Annotated in this window: 18 protein-coding genes and 1 pseudogene; 7 read left to right on the top strand and 12 right to left on the bottom strand. The window is 44.8% G+C overall.

Going from position 1 to position 20580, the window contains the following annotated elements; genetic code table 11:
• The first annotated feature begins 428 nt into the window (after positions 1-428).
• The 4 genes from M1D90_RS00585 (at position 429) to glpT (ending at position 4730) form a co-directional block, all read left to right on the top strand.
• Entirely contained in the window at positions 429-1193 is a 765-nt protein-coding gene (locus M1D90_RS00585) for a DeoR/GlpR family DNA-binding transcription regulator (RefSeq protein WP_025810534.1), read from the top strand.
• An 83-nt stretch (positions 1194-1276) separates the two neighbouring features.
• A complete protein-coding gene (locus M1D90_RS00580) occupies positions 1277-2212 on the top strand; it encodes an aldo/keto reductase (protein WP_456283062.1) in 936 nt (311 codons plus the stop codon).
• Positions 2213-2455: 243 nt separating this feature from the next.
• Positions 2456-3349 (top strand): glycerophosphodiester phosphodiesterase, encoded by an 894-nt coding sequence (locus M1D90_RS00575; RefSeq protein WP_456283061.1) that lies wholly within the window; start codon positions 2456-2458, stop codon positions 3347-3349.
• 22 nt (positions 3350-3371) lie between these two features.
• Entirely contained in the window at positions 3372-4730 is a 1359-nt protein-coding gene (gene glpT, locus M1D90_RS00570; RefSeq protein ID WP_020453551.1) for a glycerol-3-phosphate transporter, read from the top strand.
• 51 nt (positions 4731-4781) lie between these two features.
• Here the strand turns inward: glpT and htpG are convergent, their stop codons facing one another.
• Positions 4782-6662 carry a molecular chaperone HtpG gene (gene htpG / locus M1D90_RS00565; protein ID WP_020453552.1) on the bottom strand — a complete coding sequence of 627 codons (1881 nt, stop codon included), beginning with the start codon at positions 6660-6662 and terminating at the stop codon, positions 4782-4784.
• 430 nt (positions 6663-7092) lie between these two features.
• Here htpG and M1D90_RS00560 point away from each other — a divergent pair.
• Positions 7093-8630 (top strand): annotated as a pseudogene (locus M1D90_RS00560) (ABC-F family ATP-binding cassette domain-containing protein).
• Positions 8631-8662: 32 nt separating this feature from the next.
• Here M1D90_RS00560 and yidA read toward each other — a convergent pair.
• From yidA to M1D90_RS00540, 4 genes are all read right to left on the bottom strand, one after another.
• Positions 8663-9475, bottom strand: a complete 813-nt coding sequence (gene yidA, locus M1D90_RS00555; protein ID WP_456283060.1) for a sugar-phosphatase — start codon at positions 9473-9475, stop codon at positions 8663-8665.
• A 155-nt stretch (positions 9476-9630) separates the two neighbouring features.
• Positions 9631-10680 carry an iron-containing alcohol dehydrogenase family protein gene (locus tag M1D90_RS00550; RefSeq protein ID WP_026580381.1) on the bottom strand — a complete coding sequence of 350 codons (1050 nt, stop codon included), beginning with the start codon at positions 10678-10680 and terminating at the stop codon, positions 9631-9633.
• Positions 10680-11330, bottom strand: a complete 651-nt coding sequence (locus M1D90_RS00545) for an MtnX-like HAD-IB family phosphatase (RefSeq protein ID WP_020453556.1) — start codon at positions 11328-11330, stop codon at positions 10680-10682. Before M1D90_RS00545 ends, M1D90_RS00550 begins: the two co-directional genes overlap by 1 nt.
• A gap of 147 nt (positions 11331-11477) precedes the next feature.
• Positions 11478-11939: a hypothetical protein gene (locus M1D90_RS00540; RefSeq protein ID WP_020453557.1), complete on the bottom strand. Its 462-nt coding sequence runs from the start codon at positions 11937-11939 to the stop codon at positions 11478-11480.
• Positions 11940-12112: 173 nt separating this feature from the next.
• On the opposite strand from M1D90_RS00540, the gene M1D90_RS00535 reads away from it, so the two are divergent.
• Positions 12113-13072 carry an iron-hydroxamate ABC transporter substrate-binding protein gene (locus M1D90_RS00535; protein WP_144497503.1) on the top strand — a complete coding sequence of 320 codons (960 nt, stop codon included), beginning with the start codon at positions 12113-12115 and terminating at the stop codon, positions 13070-13072.
• Between the two features lie 24 nt (positions 13073-13096).
• Here M1D90_RS00535 and M1D90_RS00530 read toward each other — a convergent pair whose 3' ends face one another.
• Positions 13097-13498 (bottom strand): hypothetical protein, encoded by a 402-nt coding sequence (locus M1D90_RS00530; protein WP_020453559.1) that lies wholly within the window; start codon positions 13496-13498, stop codon positions 13097-13099.
• 189 nt (positions 13499-13687) lie between these two features.
• Between M1D90_RS00530 and M1D90_RS00525 the strand changes: the two genes are divergently transcribed.
• Complete coding sequence (locus tag M1D90_RS00525; protein WP_101561280.1) at positions 13688-14056, top strand: VOC family protein; 369 nt, start codon at positions 13688-13690, stop codon at positions 14054-14056.
• Between the two features lie 16 nt (positions 14057-14072).
• Here M1D90_RS00525 and M1D90_RS00520 read toward each other — a convergent pair whose 3' ends face one another.
• The 6 genes from M1D90_RS00520 to M1D90_RS00495 form a co-directional block, all read right to left on the bottom strand.
• Complete coding sequence (locus M1D90_RS00520) at positions 14073-14225, bottom strand: FeoB-associated Cys-rich membrane protein (RefSeq protein ID WP_026580385.1); 153 nt, start codon at positions 14223-14225, stop codon at positions 14073-14075.
• 15 nt (positions 14226-14240) lie between these two features.
• Positions 14241-16253, bottom strand: a complete 2013-nt coding sequence (gene feoB / locus M1D90_RS00515) for a ferrous iron transport protein B (protein WP_456283059.1) — start codon at positions 16251-16253, stop codon at positions 14241-14243.
• A complete protein-coding gene (locus M1D90_RS00510; RefSeq protein WP_020453562.1) occupies positions 16250-16477 on the bottom strand; it encodes a FeoA family protein in 228 nt (75 codons plus the stop codon). Before M1D90_RS00510 ends, feoB begins: the two co-directional genes overlap by 4 nt.
• Before the next feature lie 183 nt (positions 16478-16660).
• The gene (locus M1D90_RS00505; protein ID WP_020453563.1) at positions 16661-17749 is read right to left on the bottom strand and encodes an acyltransferase family protein; all 1089 of its coding nucleotides are present in this window, start codon (positions 17747-17749) and stop codon (positions 16661-16663) included.
• A gap of 179 nt (positions 17750-17928) precedes the next feature.
• Entirely contained in the window at positions 17929-19815 is a 1887-nt protein-coding gene (locus M1D90_RS00500) for an FtsX-like permease family protein (RefSeq protein ID WP_020453564.1), read from the bottom strand.
• The gene (locus tag M1D90_RS00495) at positions 19790-20554 is read right to left on the bottom strand and encodes an ABC transporter ATP-binding protein (RefSeq protein ID WP_020453565.1); all 765 of its coding nucleotides are present in this window, start codon (positions 20552-20554) and stop codon (positions 19790-19792) included. Before M1D90_RS00495 ends, M1D90_RS00500 begins: the two co-directional genes overlap by 26 nt.
• Positions 20555-20580: the final 26 nt, after the last annotated feature.

The raw sequence follows: 20580 nt of genomic DNA, 5'->3' as shown, positions 1-20580 counted from the left end.
TGGGGCAGGTTCCAGCCATTATGTATGAATGCCGAACGGCTCTTCAGTGCATAACGGATTTTCGCAAAAAACAGGAATTAAACGCTTACAAAAGAAATTAATGAATAGAACGATGATTTTATCAAAAGAACCGCAACGCAATAAAACGTTTACACTCAGAAATTTCTCAACTTTATCACGTTTTGGTCACTTCTTGGTTATATTCTAATCCGGTCTTACCCATAAGTCAATCAAAATCATTAAATTTTTCTTTTGTAAGATTTATAGGAAACCTTAAAATGATTTAGAAAAACATTGTATAATAAAAAGAAACAGGACAAATCTTGCAAAAAACAGCCACTAATGTTATCATTTTTTAAGCAATTATTGGTTAACTTTTGGGTTTATTATATATATTTAGCCAAATATACTAGAAGGAGATACTTGGTATGAAGTTAATGCGGATCAAAGAAATGGAAGAATATATTTTGACCAATGGCACCGTTTCGCTTGATGAGCTTTGCCAGGTCTTTAATGTTTCCAAAAACACGGTCAGACGCGACATTAACAAGCTGACCGAGAAAGGAGTCATAAAAAAAGTCTACGGCGGCGTAACGGCGATCGAAAAAACGGCCTTAATCCCATTTGAAAACAGAACCATTCAAAACAAGGATGCCAAGATGAAAATCGCGCACTACGCTTCACGCTTTATTGAAGACCATGACCTGATCTTTATCGATTCCGGCACAACGACTCAATCCATATTGGAAACTCTTGATCCAAATAAAAATGTAACCGTTTTAACGAACAGCCTCGACATTATCAACGCTGCTGCCGCGATGCAAAATATAAACTTGATCATCATCGGCAGCAACTACAAACGGAAAACGCAGTCCTTCGTCGGCATGGATGATCCAGGAACATTGGATAAATATAATATTAATAAAGCTTTCATGTCGGCAACAGGAGCAACACTTACCCATGGACTGACGAACTCCGATCTGCTTGAATATGAAATTAAAAAGAAAATATCCGAAAAAGCAAAACAAGTATACTTGCTGGCCGACCATTCCAAATTCGGGAAGTCGACCTTGCTGACGTACGCGCCGTTTGACAGATTGCACGCGATCGTCACATCTCAGGCGCTGGATGAGGAATATCACGAGTACTGTAAAGAGCGCAACATTGAAATCCATTTGGCAAAACATGTATAGTTGAAGTGGACACCCTTGACCGGCTGTATCCAAGCGGCCGGCCAAGTTTATTGATCAACATATCATTTCAGGAGGGGAATCCAATGAAAAAAGTTAAAGTTGGCAAATCAGATTTGCACGTATTCCCGATTGGTTTGGGAACCAATGCCGTCGGAGGACATAACCTTTATCCGAATCTCAATGAAGAAACGGGAAAAGAATTGGTGCGGGAAGCGATCAGAAACGGCGTCACATTTTTAGATACCGCCTACATATACGGCATCGGCCGTTCCGAAGAATTAATCGGCGAAGTCCTCAAAGAATTCAACCGCGAGGATGTCGTGATTGCGACAAAAGCCGCCCATAAGAAAGAAGGCGACGATTTTGTCTTTGACAACTCCCCTGCATTTTTGAAAAAGTCCGTTGAAGAAAGTCTGAAGCGTCTGCAAACTGACTACATCGACCTTTTCTATATCCATTTCCCTGATGAGAACACGCCGAAAGACGAAGCGGTTCAAGCGCTCCATAAACTGAAGCAGGAAGGCAAAATCAGAGCGATCGGGGTATCCAACTTTTCGCTTGAGCAGCTGAAAGAAGCGAACAAAGACGGATTGGTGGATGTGCTCCAAGGCGAATACAACTTGCTGAACAGGGAAGCTGAGGCGACATTCTTCCCGTATACACAGGAGCATAACATCTCATTTGTTCCTTACTTCCCGCTTGTCTCCGGATTGCTCGCCGGAAAATACAGCGAAGATACAACGTTCCCGGAAGGCGACCTGAGAAGAGAAATGGAAAACTTCCAAGGCGAACGCTTCAAAGAAAACATTAGAAAAGTGAACCAGCTTGCTCCGATCGCGGAAAAACACAATGTTGACATCGCCCATATCGTCTTGGCCTGGTACTTGGCAAGACCTGAAATCGATGTGTTGATCCCGGGCGCCAAACGCGCAGATCAGCTGATCGACAACCTCAAAACGGCAGAAGTCAATCTGTCTCAAGAGGACATTGATTTCATCGACCGGCTGTTCGCCCGCTAAATAATCAGGAAACCTATCTTAAAAGATAGGTTTCTTTATTTTTAAAATCATATTGACAGCGCTTCCATTTTTGGTATGATAGGAAAGAAGTTAATACAAGTGACGGAGAATGGGAGATTCACAATAAGACCCTCTTGTGCCAGGGGTTTTTTTGTGGATCTCTCTTTTTATTCGTCACATAAGGAGGCGAAAAAAACCGGAAACCAACATTCTGCATACCGACTTGAAAGGGGAAATCATTTGATGAAAAAACTTGTCCGCAGCATCTTCCTTATAACAGCTGCAATCGTTGCCGCCGGTTTTGGACTCAGCGGGCATGCGGAGGCCGCAAGCCATTCCCAGCCGCAGCTCAATCCGGGTCAGCTATTAAATGTCGCACACCGCGGCGCATCGGGTCATGCTCCCGAACATACGCTTTTGGCTTATAAGCTTGGGCAAAAAATGAAAGGCGATTACATAGAAATCGATCTTCAAATGACAAAAGACGGACATTTGGTCGCCATGCACGATGAGACATTGGATCGCACGACCAATGGTACGGGTTTTGTCAAAGACTATACGCTGAAAGAAATCAAACAGCTTGATGCAGGCTCCTGGTTTAACGAAGCATATCCTGAGCGGGCAAAAACGGAGTACGTTGGGCTGAAAGTGCCTACCCTGGAAGAAATCATCCAAACATTCGGGAGAAGCGCGCGCTACTATATCGAAACAAAATCACCGGAAGACTATGATCATATGGAAGAAAAGCTCCTGGACATTCTGAAGCAATACAAACTGACCGGGGCAAACATTCATTCAAGCAAAGTCATCATTCAATCTTTTAGTCCTGAAAGCTTACAAATCATTCATAACGCTAATCCAAACATTCCGCTTGTGCAATTATTATGGTACGACAAACCGGCTGCCATTACTGACGCCGAATTAAAACAATATCAATCTTACAGCGTCGGACTCGGCATGAACTTTGAACGCATTGACCGGGCATACGTGCAAAAAATTCGAAGCACCGGCATGCTGGTCCATCCTTATACCGTGAATGAAAAAGAAGATATGAAGCGGCTGCTCGATTGGGGAGCGACCGGAATGTTCACCAACTTTCCGGACCGGCTGCGCGATGTTTTACGTGAAAAGAAGTAAATGAATAAAGAAGGGGTATACCATGTTAAAACTGTTTAAACCAGCACCGCCGATTGAGCGGATGCCGGACGATCAAATTGATTCGGAATATAAGAAATTCAGACTGCAAGTTTTTCTCGGCATCTTCATCGGTTATGCGGCATACTATTTAATTCGCAAAAATTTCTCACTTGCCATGCCTTATTTAATCGAAGAGGGATTTTCAAAGTCGGCGCTCGGCTTTGCCTTATCCGCTCTATCCATCTCTTACGGGCTGAGCAAGTTCGTGATGGCCACGATATCAGACCGGAGCAATCCGCGGATGTTCCTGCCCGCCGGTTTGATCCTTTCCGCTGTCATCAGCTTGTTGATGGGGTTTGTTCCTTTCTTCACCTCATCGATCGCCATTATGTTTATCATGCTGTTCTTAAACGGCTGGTTCCAAGGCATGGGGTGGCCGCCGTCAGGACGCGTCCTTGTCCACTGGTTCAGCGTCAGCGAAAGGGGAAATAAAACAGCCATATGGAATGTCGCCCACAATGTCGGCGGGGGACTGATGGCGCCTATAGCCGTTGCCGGCGTCGCCATCTTCTCAGGCATTACGGGATCTGCTACAGGCTATGAAGGCGTATTTATTTTGCCCGCCTTGGTCGCCATCGCCGTTGCCGTCATTTCTTACTGGCTGATCCGGGATACGCCGCAGTCTGTCGGACTGCCTCCAATCGAGGAATACCGCAACGATTATTCAAGCAAGTCGAAGAAAACATTTGAAACGGAATTATCAACGAAAGAAATCCTCTTTAAATATGTATTAAATAATAAATGGGTGTGGGCGATCGCACTTGCCAACATTTTCGTGTACTTCGTCCGCTACGGCGTTCTGGATTGGGCGCCAACCTATTTAAGCGAAGAAAAAGGCTTTGATATGAGCAAATCAAGTGTCGCTTATTTTCTGTATGAATGGGCGGGGATTCCGGGGACATTGCTTTGCGGCTGGATCTCTGACAAATGGTTTAAAGGGCGCCGCGGACCGGCAGGCTTTGTCTTTATGGTAGGTGTTTTGATCGCGGTGCTTGTATACTGGTTCAATCCAGCCGGCAATCCGATGATCGACATGGCATCATTGATCGCGATCGGATTCCTCATTTACGGTCCAGTTATGCTGATTGGTCTTCAGGCACTTGACTTTGTTCCGAAAAAAGCGGCAGGTACGGCTGCAGGATTGACGGGTCTGTTCGGATACCTGGGCGGAACCTTGACGGCAAATGCGCTGATGGGTGTTATCGTCGATGCATCCGGCTGGAATGCGGGCTTTACGCTCTTAACCGCTTCATGTGCAATCGCAGCACTCATCTTTGCGATGACATGGAATGTGCGGGGACAGGAAGTTGTGAAACATTAACATCAAAAAAAGATACATCTCGCCTAAAGCTGAGATGTATCTTTTTTATTTTTATGCCATCACTTTGCATATATCATTCGTAAATTCAACGGGGTCTTCGATTGGCAAGCCTTCTATCAGCAGCGCCTGGTTGTACAGGATGCCGGTGTACAGCTTGAATTTATCTTTGTCGTTTTCAAAAGCATCCTGCAGTGTTTTGAAGACTTCGTGATTTGTATTGATTTCCAATGCTTTATCAGCCTTTACGTGCTGGTTGTCAGGCATTGCGTTTAAGATTTTTTCCATCTCGATGGTGACTTCTCCGTCAGCGGCAAGGCATACAGAGTGTGTCTTCAGCCGTTTTGACGCCCTTACGCTTTTCACTTTTCCATCCAGGGTCTTTTTCATCTCTTCAAAAAGGTCTTTGTATTGGCTGTCGTCCCCGTCTGATTGATTTTGCTCATCATCGTTTTCGATTCCGAGGTCGCCGCTGGATACCGACTTGAATTCTTTTTCTTGATAATTCGCCAGCATTTTGATGGCGAACTCATCGATGTCCTCGGTGAAATAAAGGATTTCATACCCTTTTTCCGAAACCAGCTCGGTTTGAGGAAGCTTTTCAATTCGGTCATACGAGTCGCCTGACGCATAGTAAATGTATTTTTGATCTTCAGGCATTCTGGATACATATTCATCAAGGGTGACCAGCTTTTTCTCTTTTGATGAATAGAAAAGCAGCAGGTCTTTCAGCATATCTTTATGAGCTCCAAAATCATTGTATACCCCAAATTTAAGCTGTCTGCCAAACGATTGATAAAAAGACTCGTATTTTTCTCTGTCATTTTTCAGCAAGCTTTTCAGCTCATTCTTGATTTTTTTGCTGATGTTTTTGGCAATCAGCTTCAGCTGCCTGTCATGCTGGAGCATCTCCCTCGAAATGTTGAGCGATAAGTCTTCTGAATCGACCATTCCTTTGACAAAGCTGAAGTGGTCAGGCAGCAGGTCCGGACACTTTTCCATGATCAGCACACCGTTCGAATACAGTTCAAGACCCTTCTCAAATTCCTTCGTGTAGTAGTTGAACGGAATATTTTCAGGGATGAATAAAATCGCATGATATCTCACTGCGCCGTCCACGCTTGTATGGACGTGAGCGAGCGGCTTGTCAAAACCGTAACGCTTTTCCGTATAAAACGCCTCGTATTCTTCATCTTTCAGTTCGCTTTTGTTTTTTCGCCAAATCGGCACCATGCTGTTGACTGTCTGTTCTTCCTGAACTTCTTCAAATTCATTTTCAGCGTCTTCTTTCGGCTTGTTAACGGTGACATCCATCTTGATCGGATAGCGGATGAAATCAGAATATGTTTTGATGATCGCTTTTAAGCGATGAACATCCAAGTATTCATCATAGTTTTCGTCGTCTGTATTTTCTTTCAGCTTCAAAATGACATCGGTTCCCGCTGATTCTTTCGCAGCCGGTTCGATCGTATAGCCGTCGGCCCCCGCTGATTCCCATTGATACGCTTCATCGCTGCCATGGGCTTTTGTCATGACGGTGACGGTGTCCGCAACCATAAAAGCGGCGTAGAAACCGACGCCGAACTGGCCGATAATATCGTGCCCGTCTTTTAATTCGTTTTCTTGTTTAAACGCAAGCGAGCCGCTCTTGGCAATGGTTCCAAGATGTTCTTCAAGCTCTTCTTTCGTCATGCCGATCCCGGTGTCCGCAATCGTCAGCGTTCTGTTTTCTTTGTCTGCGGAGATTTTTATGTAGTAATCATCTTTGTTAAACGTCAGTGAATCGTCTGTCAGCGCTTTGTAGTAGATTTTATCGATGGCATCGCTCGCATTGGATATCAGCTCCCTTAAAAAGACTTCCTTTTGGGAATAAATCGAGTTGATCATGATGTCCAGCAATCTCTTGGATTCTGCTTTAAATTCTTTTTTAGCCATCTGTCTCTCTCCTCTTTTGCTCATATGATATACATATATCGTTCGATTCTGTTCACAAATTAAATAACACACTGCCTGCACGATGTCAATTCATATGGCAGCGGTTTGACAACCGGCACTCCGCTTCATATAATGTGTTGTGAAGGTAAATTTGACCAAAACGAGGTGGAAAGGAATGAAAATCTTATCAACTGTTCTTAAAAGAGAATTGGCTTAAAGACGGGAGAAGTCTGCCCTTTTTTAGACAAGCCATCTCGGGAACAGTTTGATATGATTTGACATCCTTTCTTGCTGTATTTTAAATATGTATCGGGTAAGGTGTAGTTTGCCTTACCCGTTTTTTTTGCCGGACAGGATAGCGAGGCTTCACGCTGTTCTCTTTTGATGGCTTGTTTTTTCAAAAAAAATAAGCCTGAAGGAGAGAATCACCATGAGTATTGTTCATGTCACGAATCTGACCCATATATATGGAGACCGTATTATCTTTCAAGACGCCGGGTTCCGCCTGCTGAAAGGCGAACACGCCGGCCTTGTCGGTGCAAACGGAGCCGGAAAATCGACATTGCTGCGGATTTTGACAGGCAGCCTTCTGCCCGATCACGGAAACATTGAATGGCAGCCAAACATTCGGGCCGGCTTTCTTGAACAGCATGCCAAGCTGACGAAAGGCACAACCATCCTTCAGTACATGGAGCAAGCGTACGACCGGCTGTTTGAAATCGAAAAGCAACTGAATCGGCTTGCCGAAAAAATGGCCGACGCCGAAGACAATCTGGAGGCCATTTTGAAAAGATACGGAGAGCTCCAATCCGAACTGGAGAGTTCAGGATTTTACCAAATCGGAACGAAAATTGAGGATGCCGCTCAAGGCCTCGGCTTTACGGAAATCGGGCTTGATCAGGATGTCGCGGCTTTAAGCGGCGGGCAGCGTACGAAGCTCCTGTTGGCCAAACTGCTGCTTGAAGAACCTGATGTGCTCCTGTTGGATGAGCCGACCAACTATTTGGATGCGGCCCATATTGAGTGGCTGACGGGGTATTTGAAAAACTATAAGCACGCCTTTCTCGTGATCTCACATGACGAACACTTCTTAAATGAGATCACGACGGTGACATTCCATCTGGAACATCAAACGATCAAACGGTACTCCGGCAGCTATCAATATTTTCTGAAGGAATATGTGCAAAGCAGGGCACAGGCTGAAGCCGCATACGCCAAACAACACAGGGAAATTAAAAAGCTAGAGGCGTTTATCGACCGGAACAGGGTCCGAAAGGCGAAGCAGGCCAAAAGCAGGGAGAAAGCATTAAGCAAAATCAAGCGAATCGAAAAACCGACAGATTCTTATGTCCCCAGCTTTTCATTTAAAACGGGGCGAAATCCGGCGATGACCGTACTCAAAACGGAAAATCTTGAGGCGGGCTACACCGTTCCATTATTTAAGCCTCTTTCTCTGACCGTAAAACGGGGCGATAAAATCGCCATTACCGGAGAAAACGGCGCCGGAAAATCGACGCTCATTAAAACGCTGCTCGGTGATCTCAAGCCTCTTAGCGGCACCGTCACAGCAGGACAGCATTTACAGGCGCCTATTTCAGACAGGAAAGTCCGGCTTCTCATCATACACCGCTTGAAAAATTGCGGGCGTTCTTTCCTGATCTATCGGAAAAAGACATCAGGCAGACGCTCGCGATATCCGGTTTGACGCCAAAGCATATCAGCCAGCCCCTTGCTACGCTAAGCGGCGGTGAACAGGCAAAGGTCCGGCTGGCGGAACTGATGCTTTCAAACAGCAATCTGCTTGTTCTTGATGAACCGACAAACCATCTTGACACATCAGCAAAGCGTGCGTTAAAGCAAGCGCTCTGCGACTACAAGGGAACGATTTTGCTCGTTTCCCATGAACCGTCTTTTTATGAAGACTGGGTGACTCATATTTGGCGGATTGAAGCATGGCGCCGCAAATAGGTAAAAGCCGGCCTTTCGAAGGGCCGGCTTTTTCATTTGGACAATACAAGCTCATGAATGGCGTGAGCAACGCCGTTTTCGTTATTCGTACGCGTTTCATAATCGGCCGAAGCTTTTACCTCAGGGATCGCATTCCCCATGGCGACTCCGCATCCCGCCCATTCGATCATCGACATGTCGTTTCCGTTGTCTCCAATACAGATCACTTCTTCTTGCGCGATGCCTAATATGTCGGCAAGCTGCTGAACGGCATTTCCTTTACTTGCCGCAGGGTGAAGAATTTCATAAAAGAACGGCGAGCTTTTCACCATTGTATAACGTTCCTTGACGTCTTCCGGTATTGCTGCGATCGTCCGATCCAGCTTTTCCGGTTCATCAATGTACATCGCCTTTGGCGCCAGAAGATCTTTCGGGATTTCTTCGATCGTCCGGAACCGGAGCGGCACTTTGGTGACGTATGATTCGTGAACAGTATACGGGCTGATTTCCCGGTTTGGCGTATATAAATAAGCAGAATCAAAAAAATGCATCGGCGTATCAAGCTTTTGGCTAAGCTCATATAACGATTTTACATCATGATAGCCCAGCGTCAGCTCTGACACGACTTCCTGAGTGTGCGTATTTTGAACGAGCGCTCCGTTATAGGCGATGACATAATCGCCGTCTTCATTTAGATTCAGTTCTTCCAGATAGCGGCTTACACCGCCGAGAGGACGGCCCGTGCAGAGAACGATTTTGACGCCTTGCTTTTTTGCAGCATACAGGACATTCCGAACTTCCTCTGTTACTTCATGAAGATCATTCAACAATGTTCCATCCATATCTATCGCGATTAGTTTGTACATTTTACACTCTCCCTGATCAGAATCGAGCCCTAACATCGTACTTATGACCCATACCTTCTTTATTGTATCACAGCTTTTCCCCGTCATTTTCGTCTGATGCCCACGGAAAAAACGCCTTACAGCAAATAAGGCGTTTTTCGAGCCGTTTGGCCTGCTTAAAATATTTCCTGCAGAATCGGATCTTCATCAAGGATGCGAAGCGCTTTTTCGCGATAGCCGGCTTCATGCAAGTACGTATAGCGGTTCGGCTTGACAGTGTGCGACAAATTGATCGCTTCGCGAAACTCATCTTTGTTCAGATTCAGCGTTTTCACATATTGAAAAAAGCCTGTTCTCGTAAACACCTTTTCAATCCGCTCAGCCCGATGATCCTGTACATGAGCCATGATGTAGGTGGCTACCCCGACTTGAATGCCGTGCATCTGCGGTTTTTCCGCAATTTTGTCCAACGCATGGGAAATCAGGTGCTCAGAACCGCTGATCGGCGCGCTGTTTCCGCTGATTTCCGTGGCGATGCCTCCCATTGTCAAAGAGCTGACAAGCTCTTTTAAAAAGATCGGCTGTTTAATATCCTGCATCGGTGTACGGACAAAGCTGTTGACCGCTTTCTTGCTGAGCATGGACGCAAACGCATTTACATCGCTGACCCCTTGCCACTCTTCAAACTCCCAATCATAAAGTGCCGTAATATTGGACATCAAATCGCCGATCCCCGCCAAAATAAAGTGCTCCGGCGCTTTTTGAATGATACTCAAATCAGCTATGATTCCATACGGAACCCTTGCCGGCACAGTTGTTTTTTTTCCTTCGACTTGAAGCGAGCAATTGCTGCTCGCAAACCCGTCATTGGATGCCGACGTCGGAATGCTGATGAACGGGGTCCGCTTGGAAAAAGCGATGTATTTTCCGCAATCGACAACATACCCGCCGCCCATGGCAATGATGACATCGTAATTCCCGATTGAAAATGCCTGCTTCAAAAGCTCCTGTATGTCCAGGTTGGACGGCAGCAAAACAGCTTCTACTTTGACATGTTGAAAGGCGGCTTTTAATGAGTGTTCATACTGCTGATAGGAAAAATCGTCAAAAAACATGATCGCCTTGTCAAACTGATGTTTTCTCAATATCTCATCCAATCGGCCAAGCACGCCTTCACTAATGTCCAAAACCGCGGGAATGGCTATGCTGGTAACCTGGCGCGGCATTAGACGATCCGCCCTTTTTCTTTAAGATACTGTTCAATGTCTTCAAATGTTTCAACGGCTACAAATGGCACCCCCTGCTGACGAAGCAAATCCTGAAGCGCATCCTTTGCAAATGTTACATCCGCAAATTTAGCCGGGTGGGAATCCGGTTCACTGTCACCTGCAAAATAAATCGTCTCGTACTCTTCTTTCAGCTTCTGAATGACCTTTGATTTATCAATCCCATAGCGCTCAGAGTAATGCCAATGATTCTCATCAATGTCCAAATGAACATTGTCTTCTTTAAAAAAGCCTTTATTTGAAAAGACCTCAACGTCTGTAATCCCGTATTTCTTTAAAATATAATGAATGTAATAATTCGTGCCGGCGCTTAAAATGTAGAAATCGCCGCCGTTTTTCTGGACATGCTGAATGAAGTCTGGCACATATTCATCAATTGGTATGGAATGAATGTCATCAATGATTTTTTGCTCGCTTTGATGAATTGAAGCAAAAACAGTTCCCAAAAACTCGATATCTTTTAATTCTCCGGCCTTCCACTTCTTGAACAATTCACGGCCTTCCGGAAAATATTTATCAATGACCATCCAGTAAAAATCCTGTTTGGAAATCGTCCCATCAAAGTCTGATACAAATGCCCATTTCTTCATACTGCATACCTCTTTTCTATGGTATTTTAAAAGATTAGATTCATTATACAAAAAGTTTGTGAAGCATTGAACATAATATTATTTCTTTTTTGTGTACTTTCGTTCACAAGCTGAATCATCTGCCTCTCTGAAAAGAGACATATATGATCATTCTTGATCTGTACGCTGTTTACCTTTTTCCGTCACGGCAAATTTGCGCTTCATCGTTTTAATGTTTTCCGCCTTGCGAAATCTGAGCGCAGACCAATCTTCATCTATTGCAATTTGCCGAACCGGTTCATAGCCCTGGTCCGCAAGCAGTCCGGCTACTGTGTCGCGGCTGCAGTCCGATCCTTTGTAGACTTTCGAAGATTTTTTCGGGTAGCAAAGCCAAAACAGTCCGTCTTCCGCCAGATGACGCTCAGCCTCTTTAGCTAAAGCCTGCAACTTTGCGTTGGTCGCTGCGAATACCTGAACAAAATCGTACCGGTCAGCTTCGGCCTGATGATCGACATGGCCTTGAAATTCAGCCATGATGCCGCTGTATGCCTCTGGCGGATTCACGATCAGTACAGGCTGTCCATTATCCTTGAACTGCAGTTTTTTGATCACCGGGTTCGTTTCTGCCATACTTCATCAATCCTTTTTCTGTTTATAGTAACAAATTAACCAAAACAGCACTAATCATACTTAGCAAAAAAAGTGATAGACGAAAGAGGGATTCATTTGCTATATTTACATTGATAATGCGAATCATTATCACTTAGATAATTTCATATGCTTTATATCAACAGGAGGGTCAAGTGAAAAAGAACTTATTGATAATCGGTTTAGTTATGCTGTTGTGTATCGTGATCAGCGCCTGCGGAGGCGGCAATTCGTCAAACAGCAACAAAGAAAAAGCGTCTGAAGAAACGACAAGAACATATCAATCAACGCGTGGAAAAGTAGACATTCCAACACATCCAAAGCGCATCGTGACAGACTTTTATGCCGGTGAACTGTTCACGGTCGGCGCCAATGTCGTCGGCTCCGGCTCGTGGTCTTTCTCCAATCCGTTTTTAAAAGACCGCCTGAAAGATGTGACAGATTTAGGCGACCCAATTAATGTGGAAAAAGTCATGAAACTGAAGCCTGATTTAATTGTTGTCATGAACGATGAAAATTACGACAAACTGTCCAAAATCGCACCGACCGTTGTGATTCCTTATAATACGGCGAAAAATGTTCAGGAAACCGTTAAGATGTTTGGCGACATTGCAGGAGCTAAAGAAGAAGCTGAACAATTCCTCGCCGATTTCGAACAGAAATCGAAATCAGCAAGGAAAAAAATCGCTCAAGTCGTCGACAAAAAGGCTACTTTCGGTATTTATGAAAACACAGAAAAAGGACAATTCTGGGTGTTCAATGACAACGGCGGCCGCGGAGGCCAAGCCGTGTACAACGCGCTCGGCTTAAAAGCGCCTGAAAAGATTCAAAAGGACATCTTCAAAAAAGGCGACATCAAAGAACTATCCTTGGAAGTCGTACCTGAATATGCTGCCGACTACATGTTTGTAACAGACTATAACCCGAACGGCGACAGCAAGACGCTGGACAAACTCAAGCAGTCTTCCATTTGGAAAAACCTTGACGCCGTCAAAAACAATCGTGTCTTTATCAACGACTTTGACACGTTCTACCCGTACGATCCGATCTCTGTCAGCAAACAGGTTGATTTGATTACGGAAATGCTGGTGAAGCGTGAGAAAGAGAATAAGTAAAAAAGCTGGAATTTCCAGCTTTTTTTATTGTTTTCTTTCTTGAATGTTTGAAATCTTAAAAGCAAATTGAAAGATAAAAAAGAAAGGAATGTAGAAAAGAAAAAACATCAATATTTGAAATGATAACCCTTCCAAAGTAAATGGATAAGAAATGTCATGAAACAGAAAAGATAATGCCATCCAAACGACAAAGGCAAACAACCCGGCTTTAAAGCCAAGTCCCCTCTTTTTTCTCAACAGACCTTTGCTCACAAGCCTAATAGAATAATAGCCGCTGCCAATGAAAAAAAGAATGATCAGTAACAGATTGCTCGGTATCTCGTATGAGGTCGTGATAAAGATGGAAATAAAGATGAGTGAAAGAAGAAGCACAAACCCTTCATATCCAACTTTTCTTTCCTGGTCAGCCTTTTGATTTTCACTCATTACGTTCGCCTCCTCTCTACTATTTCCATTTAAACCGACATAAACCATGTTAATAAACATCCATGAAAACAATGATTTAACACGCATGCCCCCCGCTGTTTCACGTGAAACAAAAAACACAGCGAAAAATAGATATTTTGGAATCAATTGCGTAAAATGAAAATAATGACAAAAAAGGGAGGGATCATGATGGGAATCAAAAAGGTTGGACAAATTGGGGTACCGGTTCAAGACCTGGAACGGGCTGTGGCATTTTATCAGGATGTATTAGGCTTGTCCCTTTTATTTCAGACAGATCGTATGGCTTTCTTTGAGTGCGGCGGGCTGCGGCTTCTTCTCAGTCTCCCGGAAAAAGATGAATTTGCTCATGCAAGCTCCGTCATCTATTTTCAAGTTGAAGATTTGCCGGCAGTATATAATGAAATCGCTACAAAAGGCGTTTCTTTTCCAATAGAGCCGCATGTGGCGGCGAAAATCGAGCAAACGGAAACCTGGATGGCCTTCTTTAAAGATACCGAAGGAAATACCCTCGCTTTGATGAGTGAAATGCAAGTCTAAAAAACAGCTGAGCACCTCAGCTGTTTTTCACATCATCACAAGCCGATTGACACGTACGATTTAATTCACAGGCGGCGCATTTTCCTTTCCGGCTTCGTCTGACAAATTTAATAAGCGTCCATGCCGCATAACCGAAGATGAGCGCTCCGATCGTGATATTAAACAACATGCCCTCACATCCTTCCTATGATAACCCAAGCAATCTTCCGCCCTGATAAATCAAGAACGCGATCGCATACGCAATGGCCAGTCCGTAAACAATGGACAGGAACATCCACTTTTTCGAGTTTGTTTCTTTTTTAATCACCGCGACTGTCGCGAGGCATGGTACGTATAAAAGAACGAAAGCCATAAATCCGTAAGCGGCCAGCGGTGTAAATTGCTCAGCCATCATGCCTTGCAGCTGGGCTTCAGGTACGAAATAGATGATGCTCATCGAAGCAACGACAACTTCCTTCGCCAGAAAACCGGTTAATAGTGATGCCGCTGCCTGCCATGTGCCGAACCCCAGCGGCATCAACAACGGTGCGAGCACTCCGCCAATCATTGCTAAAAAGCTGCCATCCATCTCAACGCCCGTTCCACCGGGCCCTGTATACGATAAAAGCCAAATGAGGACAGAACCGCCAAAAATGTAAGTCCCGGCTTTGCGGACGAAACCTTTGCCCTTTTCCCATGTTGCCCGCCACAATGTACGCGCTTGAGGCAAACGATAAGGCGGCAGTTCAATCACGAAAAACGACTTTTCTTCTTTGAGCTTGGATGAGGATAAAAACTTCGCCAGCACCAGCGCCGCAGCAATGCCCAGCACATACAAGGTCAGGACGACGAAAGCCTGATGAGCCGCAAAAAAAGCCCCTGCAAACAAAGCATAAACCGGAAGTCTTGCCGAACAGGACATAAATGGCGTCAGCATAATCGTCAAAAGTCTTTCCTTAGGCTGCTCTACAGTTCGTGCAGCCATGACGCCCGGAACATTGCAGCCGAAGCCGATGATCAGCGGTATAAAGGCTTTACCGTTTAAACCGATCGCCTCCATCAGACGGTCCATCACCATGGCCACACGCGCCATGTACCCGGAATCTTCGAGCACCGAAATGAAGAAAAACAGAATAAAAATCTGCGGGACGAAAACGAGGACACCGCCGACACCGGCAATGATCCCATCGAGAATGAGCGCCTCGATAAACGGGCTGGCTCCCATTGCCGACAGTGCCGAAGCCGTCCATTCCGTCAGCGGTCCGCCGATGAAACCGTCCAGTGTATCAGACAATGGAACACCAAGCCAGTCAAACGTCAGCATGAACATGAGATACATGAACAACAAAAAAATCGGAATGCCAAGCACCGGATGCGTAACGATCTGATCCACGCGTTCAGTCAGCGTCTGTTTTCGGTCTGACTGATATTCAACAGAGGATGACATGATGCGGTCAATCCATCGTTCTCTCTCATTGTAAATATGCTGATGCAGCGATTTTGCGGATTGTTCCTGAAGAAGGCGTTTTTCTGTCTCCTCGTAAATTTCCTTTAACCGTTCGCTGTCGGCCGCGTCTTCCAGCTGCTCTTTCATTTTCGAGTTGCCTTCCAAATATTGAAGAGCCATCCACCGTTTTAAAACGCCGGGACGTTCCGGTATGATCGACTCGATCCGGCCAATCGCTTCTTCTACTGTGCTTCCGTAATTGATGACGAGCGGCTTCGTTCTCTTTTCTTTTTCAAGAAGCAAATGCCGGCTCAGTTCATCACACCCTTTGCCGCTGCGGGCAATCACAGGAATCACCGGAACATCTAGCGCTGCAGACAACTTTTGATGATCAATGAAGACGCCTCGCTGTCCTGCGACATCGATCATATTTAAACCGATTGTGAGCGGATGACCAAATTCGAGGAGCTGCACAGTTAAGTGCAAATTCCGCTTTAATTGGGATGCATCGACAATATTCAATATGTCTGAAAATGATTCGTTGAGCAGGAAGTCAGTGACGACCCCTTCATCGCGGGACAGCGGGCTCAATGTATAAACGCCCGGGAGATCGACCATCATTCCTTGTTTATGGCGGAGCAGTCCCACCTTTTTCTCAACGGTCACCCCACTCCAGTTGCCGACATACTCATAGGAGCCTGTCAGCGCGTTAAACAATGACGTTTTCCCCGTATTCGGATTTCCGAAAAGGGCAATCTGCCGGCTGTTCATAGCTTTTCAATCCTGATCTTTTTTGCTTCTTCAAGCCGTATGCCGAGGCACTGTCCGCCTGACTCAAACATGAACGGTCCGCCAAACGGCAATTTCCGCTGCACGCAAATTTCAGCTTCTTCTTTCATCCCGAGCTGTATGAGCCTGCGCTGAACAAGTTCATTCACTTCTGAAAAATCTATGATTCTTGCTCTCTCTTTTTGTTTTAATTCAGCTAAAACCATTGTTGAGGCCTCCACATTATGAAAATGATAATCGTTATCATAATATGATTATAGGCAATAAGCCACCTTCCATTTAAAAGAAGATGTGTCAAAACCGGAACATTTTTGCGAGAATATAAAAAAGCGAAAAGCTCCGGCGGTGCAACCTGCCGTTCTGGCTTTTCGCTCTATCAATCTAAGTCGTTAACCGGCATGATGGCTCACTTTTTGCTCGATTCTCCTCTTTTTCGGCACGTAAATTTTTCCGACAAACATATAGCCATACTTCAATTTATTGACGGCCCAAGATATGAAAACCGCAACGCCTGTAGAGATCGAAAACAAGAGCAAAACAGCCGAAACCGTACCGATGCTTTCAAAGCTCGTTAAAATGACCAACCCGAAAATCAGGATAAAAGCGTGCAATAAATAAATAGAAAAAGAATAGTTGCTGATCATCATGATCAGCTTCGGCACCGACTTCAGTTTTGAAAACAGGTGAAAGCATAAGAAAATGATGCTTGTTGAATAAAGCAGGATATCCGGACGCTTTGACGTCACTGCGATGTCTTGTCCGAAGTAGGAAACCGCTACAATGAAACATCCGGTCACAGCAGCCGCTGCATATACCGCATGCCTGTATCGTTCCAGCAATGCCAAAAAGCGCTCGTAATTTTTGCCGCAATAATAGGCCAAACAAAAATAAAAGAGCCAGCCGGGAAACGGCACCCATGAAAAAGGAAACGGCGCCTCTTCCTGTACAACCGGAGGTTGAATGAACGTGAAATAGCTCAAATAAGCCGCTGTGACCGCAAAAGAAATCGAAAGCACCCATTTAGGCGACGCCTTTTGCAAAAATGAATGGAAGCACATGTGCAACAAGTAAAATTGAAAAATGACGAGGATGAAATAACCGATGAAATTCCCCAGGAAAATATTCGCCAACAGTTTTTTTAAAATGACCGATGCATGAAATTGCTGCATCATCAGACCAGCGGTCATAAAAGCATCCAAAACAGCGATAAATAGAAAAGGGATGAAAATCGTTTTAAACCGCTTTTTTAAAAACCCTTCCGGAACGCCGCCAGGGTAAGCATGCGCGAGCAAAAATTCGGAAATAAAAATAAACGCAGGCGTACTGAACATCAGAAGCGTCCTGAAAGATTCAACAACCCGGAAAACCGTATCTCCAAGCATGTCCGCCCGCACCATGAGCACCATCGATATCGCATGAAGCAAAACAACGCTTAAGCAGGAAATAAAGCGAATAACAAATATTTCTTTTACCTGCAAATCGATCACTCCTCTTTCAAATTTGAAATAATATCAAATTAACATAATCAACCAAATGAAGAAAGAGGCAAAATACATAGGTATGTTTATCCCAAATTTTCCGGCTGCAAGTATAAAAAAAGCTTGTAGAAAAACACAGGTTTCTCTACAAGCTTCGGTTAGACGCAGTCTAATCTTTTTTAAATCGCCGCTTTTATCTGTTTTGTATAGTAGAAGCGGACAATGAAGTAATATATAACCTGGATGGCGAAGAACACGCCGAGCACCATTGCAGATTCCTTGAAGAGGTTGTACTGAAAGGCATGCGATAAAGCGGTAAGCGCCACAGCTCCATGGACAAGGGCAACAGCGATAGGCGCGAAGAACAGAATGCCGATCTGCCTGTTCAGCACTTTATGCAGTTCCCGGTCTGTTAAGCCCATTTTGGCAATCGATTTGAATTTCTGCTTATCATCGTCCAAATCAGTGTACAAGCGGAAGTAGAGAAAACTTCCTGCTGAAACGAAGAAGACGATTCCGATAAACAGTCCAACAAATAATACCGGGCCATACCCTTTGCTTATATCATATACCTCATAATCTACAGCCGCGAAATAAATCCGATCCAGTTTCTTTTGCAGAACCTCCCCGGCTTTCACTAAAGCCATGCCGTCAGATTCTTTTGCCTGCCAGGCATAGAACCGGTTTTCGCTTTTCGGTTTTTTCAACTGTGCGAAATCTTTGTCTGTCACAATATAATAACTGTTTTCAGATAACGCTTTTGAACGGACCGTTTTGTCAGCCTGCAGCTTTTGTCCGGTTGCAAGAGGGATTGATGAAGGGAGCGGCTGGTCGTCTTCTCCCTCTAGGCCAACCTTGACATCATACTCGGCAGCTGCGGCTTTCCCTTCTTCAAGCTTGACGTGGTCGGCTCCGACCAGATCGGCAAACTTGTTATAGTCAGATTCTTTCACAATCAGCATGTCATGGCCATCGACATCGAAATATTGAAGGACAGCTGATGCTTTGTCTGTTTTGATATTTCGTTCTTTTAGCGTGTCATTGATGAAAGCCACGTCTTGTTCGGTGTCTTTGTTTGTTTTCGGCGGTTTATACGAGAACGTATGCGGGTTCATATCTTTAATTCCGTTTGTCAGCAGAGTTTGGAAACCATACAGCGTCCCAATCGCACTGAACGCGACAGTAGAGATAATGGCCACCATAAAAAACGTCCGCGCATTGTCTTTCATCCGGTAAGACAGATCAGAAAACAAAATCATATTCGTTTTCCGCCAAAACAGGCTTTCCCGTTTTTTGAGCCTGCGGATCACATAAACACTCAGCTGCGTAAACAGCAGATATGTGCCGATAATGACAACAATCGTCACCGGAACCATCGCCACAAGAACGCCTATTTTCTTGACAATCAAAGCGGTGTAATAGCCTCCGGTAAGCAGAACAGCTGCAACCACTGTAAGCAAGGCAGATGCTTTCGGCTCCCCTTTGGAGATTTTGTTTCCTTTTAGCAGAACAATCAGCTTCTCGCTCCTGAGCACAAATGACACAAGAAAAGAAATAAATAAGAACAGGCCGTTAAAAGAAATAAACGTCACAATGATCGCCATCAACGGAAAATAAAAATCGAGCTTGTTATCAATAATCAGCACATTTTCCGCTGTGAGCAGTATCAATTTGGCGAAGACAAGTCCGAGCACAATCCCGCCGATTGTCGCAAAAAGCCCAATCAGCATATTTTCAAGAAATACCATCATGCGAATTTGGCGCATAGACATCCCTTGGATCATTAAAACGCCGAATTCCTTTTTTCTCGATTGAAGAAACGAACTCATTGAGTACAGAACAAAGAAGAAAGAAAAGACAAAGATAATGCCGCTGGAGACTAACAGGCCAATGGAAACATGCTGCCCGATGCCGGAGGTCAAAGAATCACTTGTCATCACCGGGTGGAAAGCAAAGATCGCGAATGCGAAAAAAACCATCACTGTAAACATGCTGCTGAGAAAATAAGCGGCATACAGCCTTTTGTTGCGAATGACGTTGTTAAACGCGAACTGACGAAAGGTCATTTGCATCCCCTCCCAACAAGGACAGTGTATCGAGAATCTTTTGGAAAAACGCTTGGCGGTTATCGCCGCGGTTGATCTCCGAATACAGCTTTCCATCCTTAATAAAGACGACCCGGTTGCAATAGCTTGCCGCCTGAGGGTCATGCGTGACAAGCATCATGGTCGCTTTTTCGTTGCGGTTGATCGATTCAAGCATTTCCATCACATCTTTGGATGACTTTGAATCAAGGTTGCCTGTCGGCTCATCAGCAAGCAGAAGCTTCGGCGAATGAATCATCGCTCTCGCTACAGCGGCGCGCTGGGCCTGACCGCCCGAAATCTCATATGTGCGCTTTTTCATAATGTGGGTAATTCCAAGCTTTTCAGCTAAATCGTTTGCCCTCCGCTTCATTTCCCTGACCTTTTCACCGTCAAGCGTCAAAGGAAGTACGATATTTTCTTCAACGGTTAATGTCGGCAGAAGATTAAAGTCCTGAAACACAAATCCCAGCTCTCTGCGGCGAAATTTAGCCAATTTTTCTTTTTTGAGAACATGCGGGTTTTGGCCGCTGATCAATATTTCGCCCGTCGTCGGTTCATCGATCGTTGCAATCATATTTAATAGGGTCGTTTTTCCGCTTCCGGACGGCCCCATGATGCCGACGAATTCACCTTTATCAATCGTTAGGTTAATATCCGTTAACGCGCGATACGCAATTTTTCCTTCGTAAATCTTACTGGCTTGTTTGACCTGAAGCATCACAAGATCCCCTTTCACCTTTAACT

The organism is Bacillus sp. JZ34, assembly GCF_053903205.1.
The sequence above is the reverse complement of the archived record's forward strand: the minus strand, read 5'-3'. Positions and strand labels throughout refer to the sequence as shown.

What these genes read in the sequence shown, in the direction of transcription:
- feoB (WP_456283059.1), bottom strand. Translation starts at nt 16,253, where the DNA reads ATGAACAGCCGGCAGATTGCCCTTTTCGGAAATCCGAATACGGGGAAA.
- M1D90_RS00585 (WP_025810534.1), top strand. Translation starts at nt 429, where the DNA reads ATGAAGTTAATGCGGATCAAAGAAATGGAAGAATATATTTTGACCAAT.
- yidA (WP_456283060.1), bottom strand. Translation starts at nt 9,475, where the DNA reads ATGTACAAACTAATCGCGATAGATATGGATGGAACATTGTTGAATGAT.
- M1D90_RS00510 (WP_020453562.1), bottom strand. Translation starts at nt 16,477, where the DNA reads ATGGTTTTAGCTGAATTAAAACAAAAAGAGAGAGCAAGAATCATAGAT.
- M1D90_RS00575 (WP_456283061.1), top strand. Translation starts at nt 2,456, where the DNA reads ATGAAAAAACTTGTCCGCAGCATCTTCCTTATAACAGCTGCAATCGTT.
- M1D90_RS00525 (WP_101561280.1), top strand. Translation starts at nt 13,688, where the DNA reads ATGGGAATCAAAAAGGTTGGACAAATTGGGGTACCGGTTCAAGACCTG.
- M1D90_RS00495 (WP_020453565.1), bottom strand. Translation starts at nt 20,554, where the DNA reads ATGCTTCAGGTCAAACAAGCCAGTAAGATTTACGAAGGAAAAATTGCG.
- M1D90_RS00520 (WP_026580385.1), bottom strand. Translation starts at nt 14,225, where the DNA reads ATGTTGTTTAATATCACGATCGGAGCGCTCATCTTCGGTTATGCGGCA.
- M1D90_RS00580 (WP_456283062.1), top strand. Translation starts at nt 1,277, where the DNA reads ATGAAAAAAGTTAAAGTTGGCAAATCAGATTTGCACGTATTCCCGATT.
- M1D90_RS00545 (WP_020453556.1), bottom strand. Translation starts at nt 11,330, where the DNA reads ATGAAGAAATGGGCATTTGTATCAGACTTTGATGGGACGATTTCCAAA.
- htpG (WP_020453552.1), bottom strand. Translation starts at nt 6,662, where the DNA reads ATGGCTAAAAAAGAATTTAAAGCAGAATCCAAGAGATTGCTGGACATC.
- M1D90_RS00530 (WP_020453559.1), bottom strand. Translation starts at nt 13,498, where the DNA reads ATGAGTGAAAATCAAAAGGCTGACCAGGAAAGAAAAGTTGGATATGAA.
- M1D90_RS00540 (WP_020453557.1), bottom strand. Translation starts at nt 11,939, where the DNA reads ATGGCAGAAACGAACCCGGTGATCAAAAAACTGCAGTTCAAGGATAAT.
- M1D90_RS00550 (WP_026580381.1), bottom strand. Translation starts at nt 10,680, where the DNA reads ATGCCGCGCCAGGTTACCAGCATAGCCATTCCCGCGGTTTTGGACATT.
- glpT (WP_020453551.1), top strand. Translation starts at nt 3,372, where the DNA reads ATGTTAAAACTGTTTAAACCAGCACCGCCGATTGAGCGGATGCCGGAC.
- M1D90_RS00500 (WP_020453564.1), bottom strand. Translation starts at nt 19,815, where the DNA reads ATGACCTTTCGTCAGTTCGCGTTTAACAACGTCATTCGCAACAAAAGG.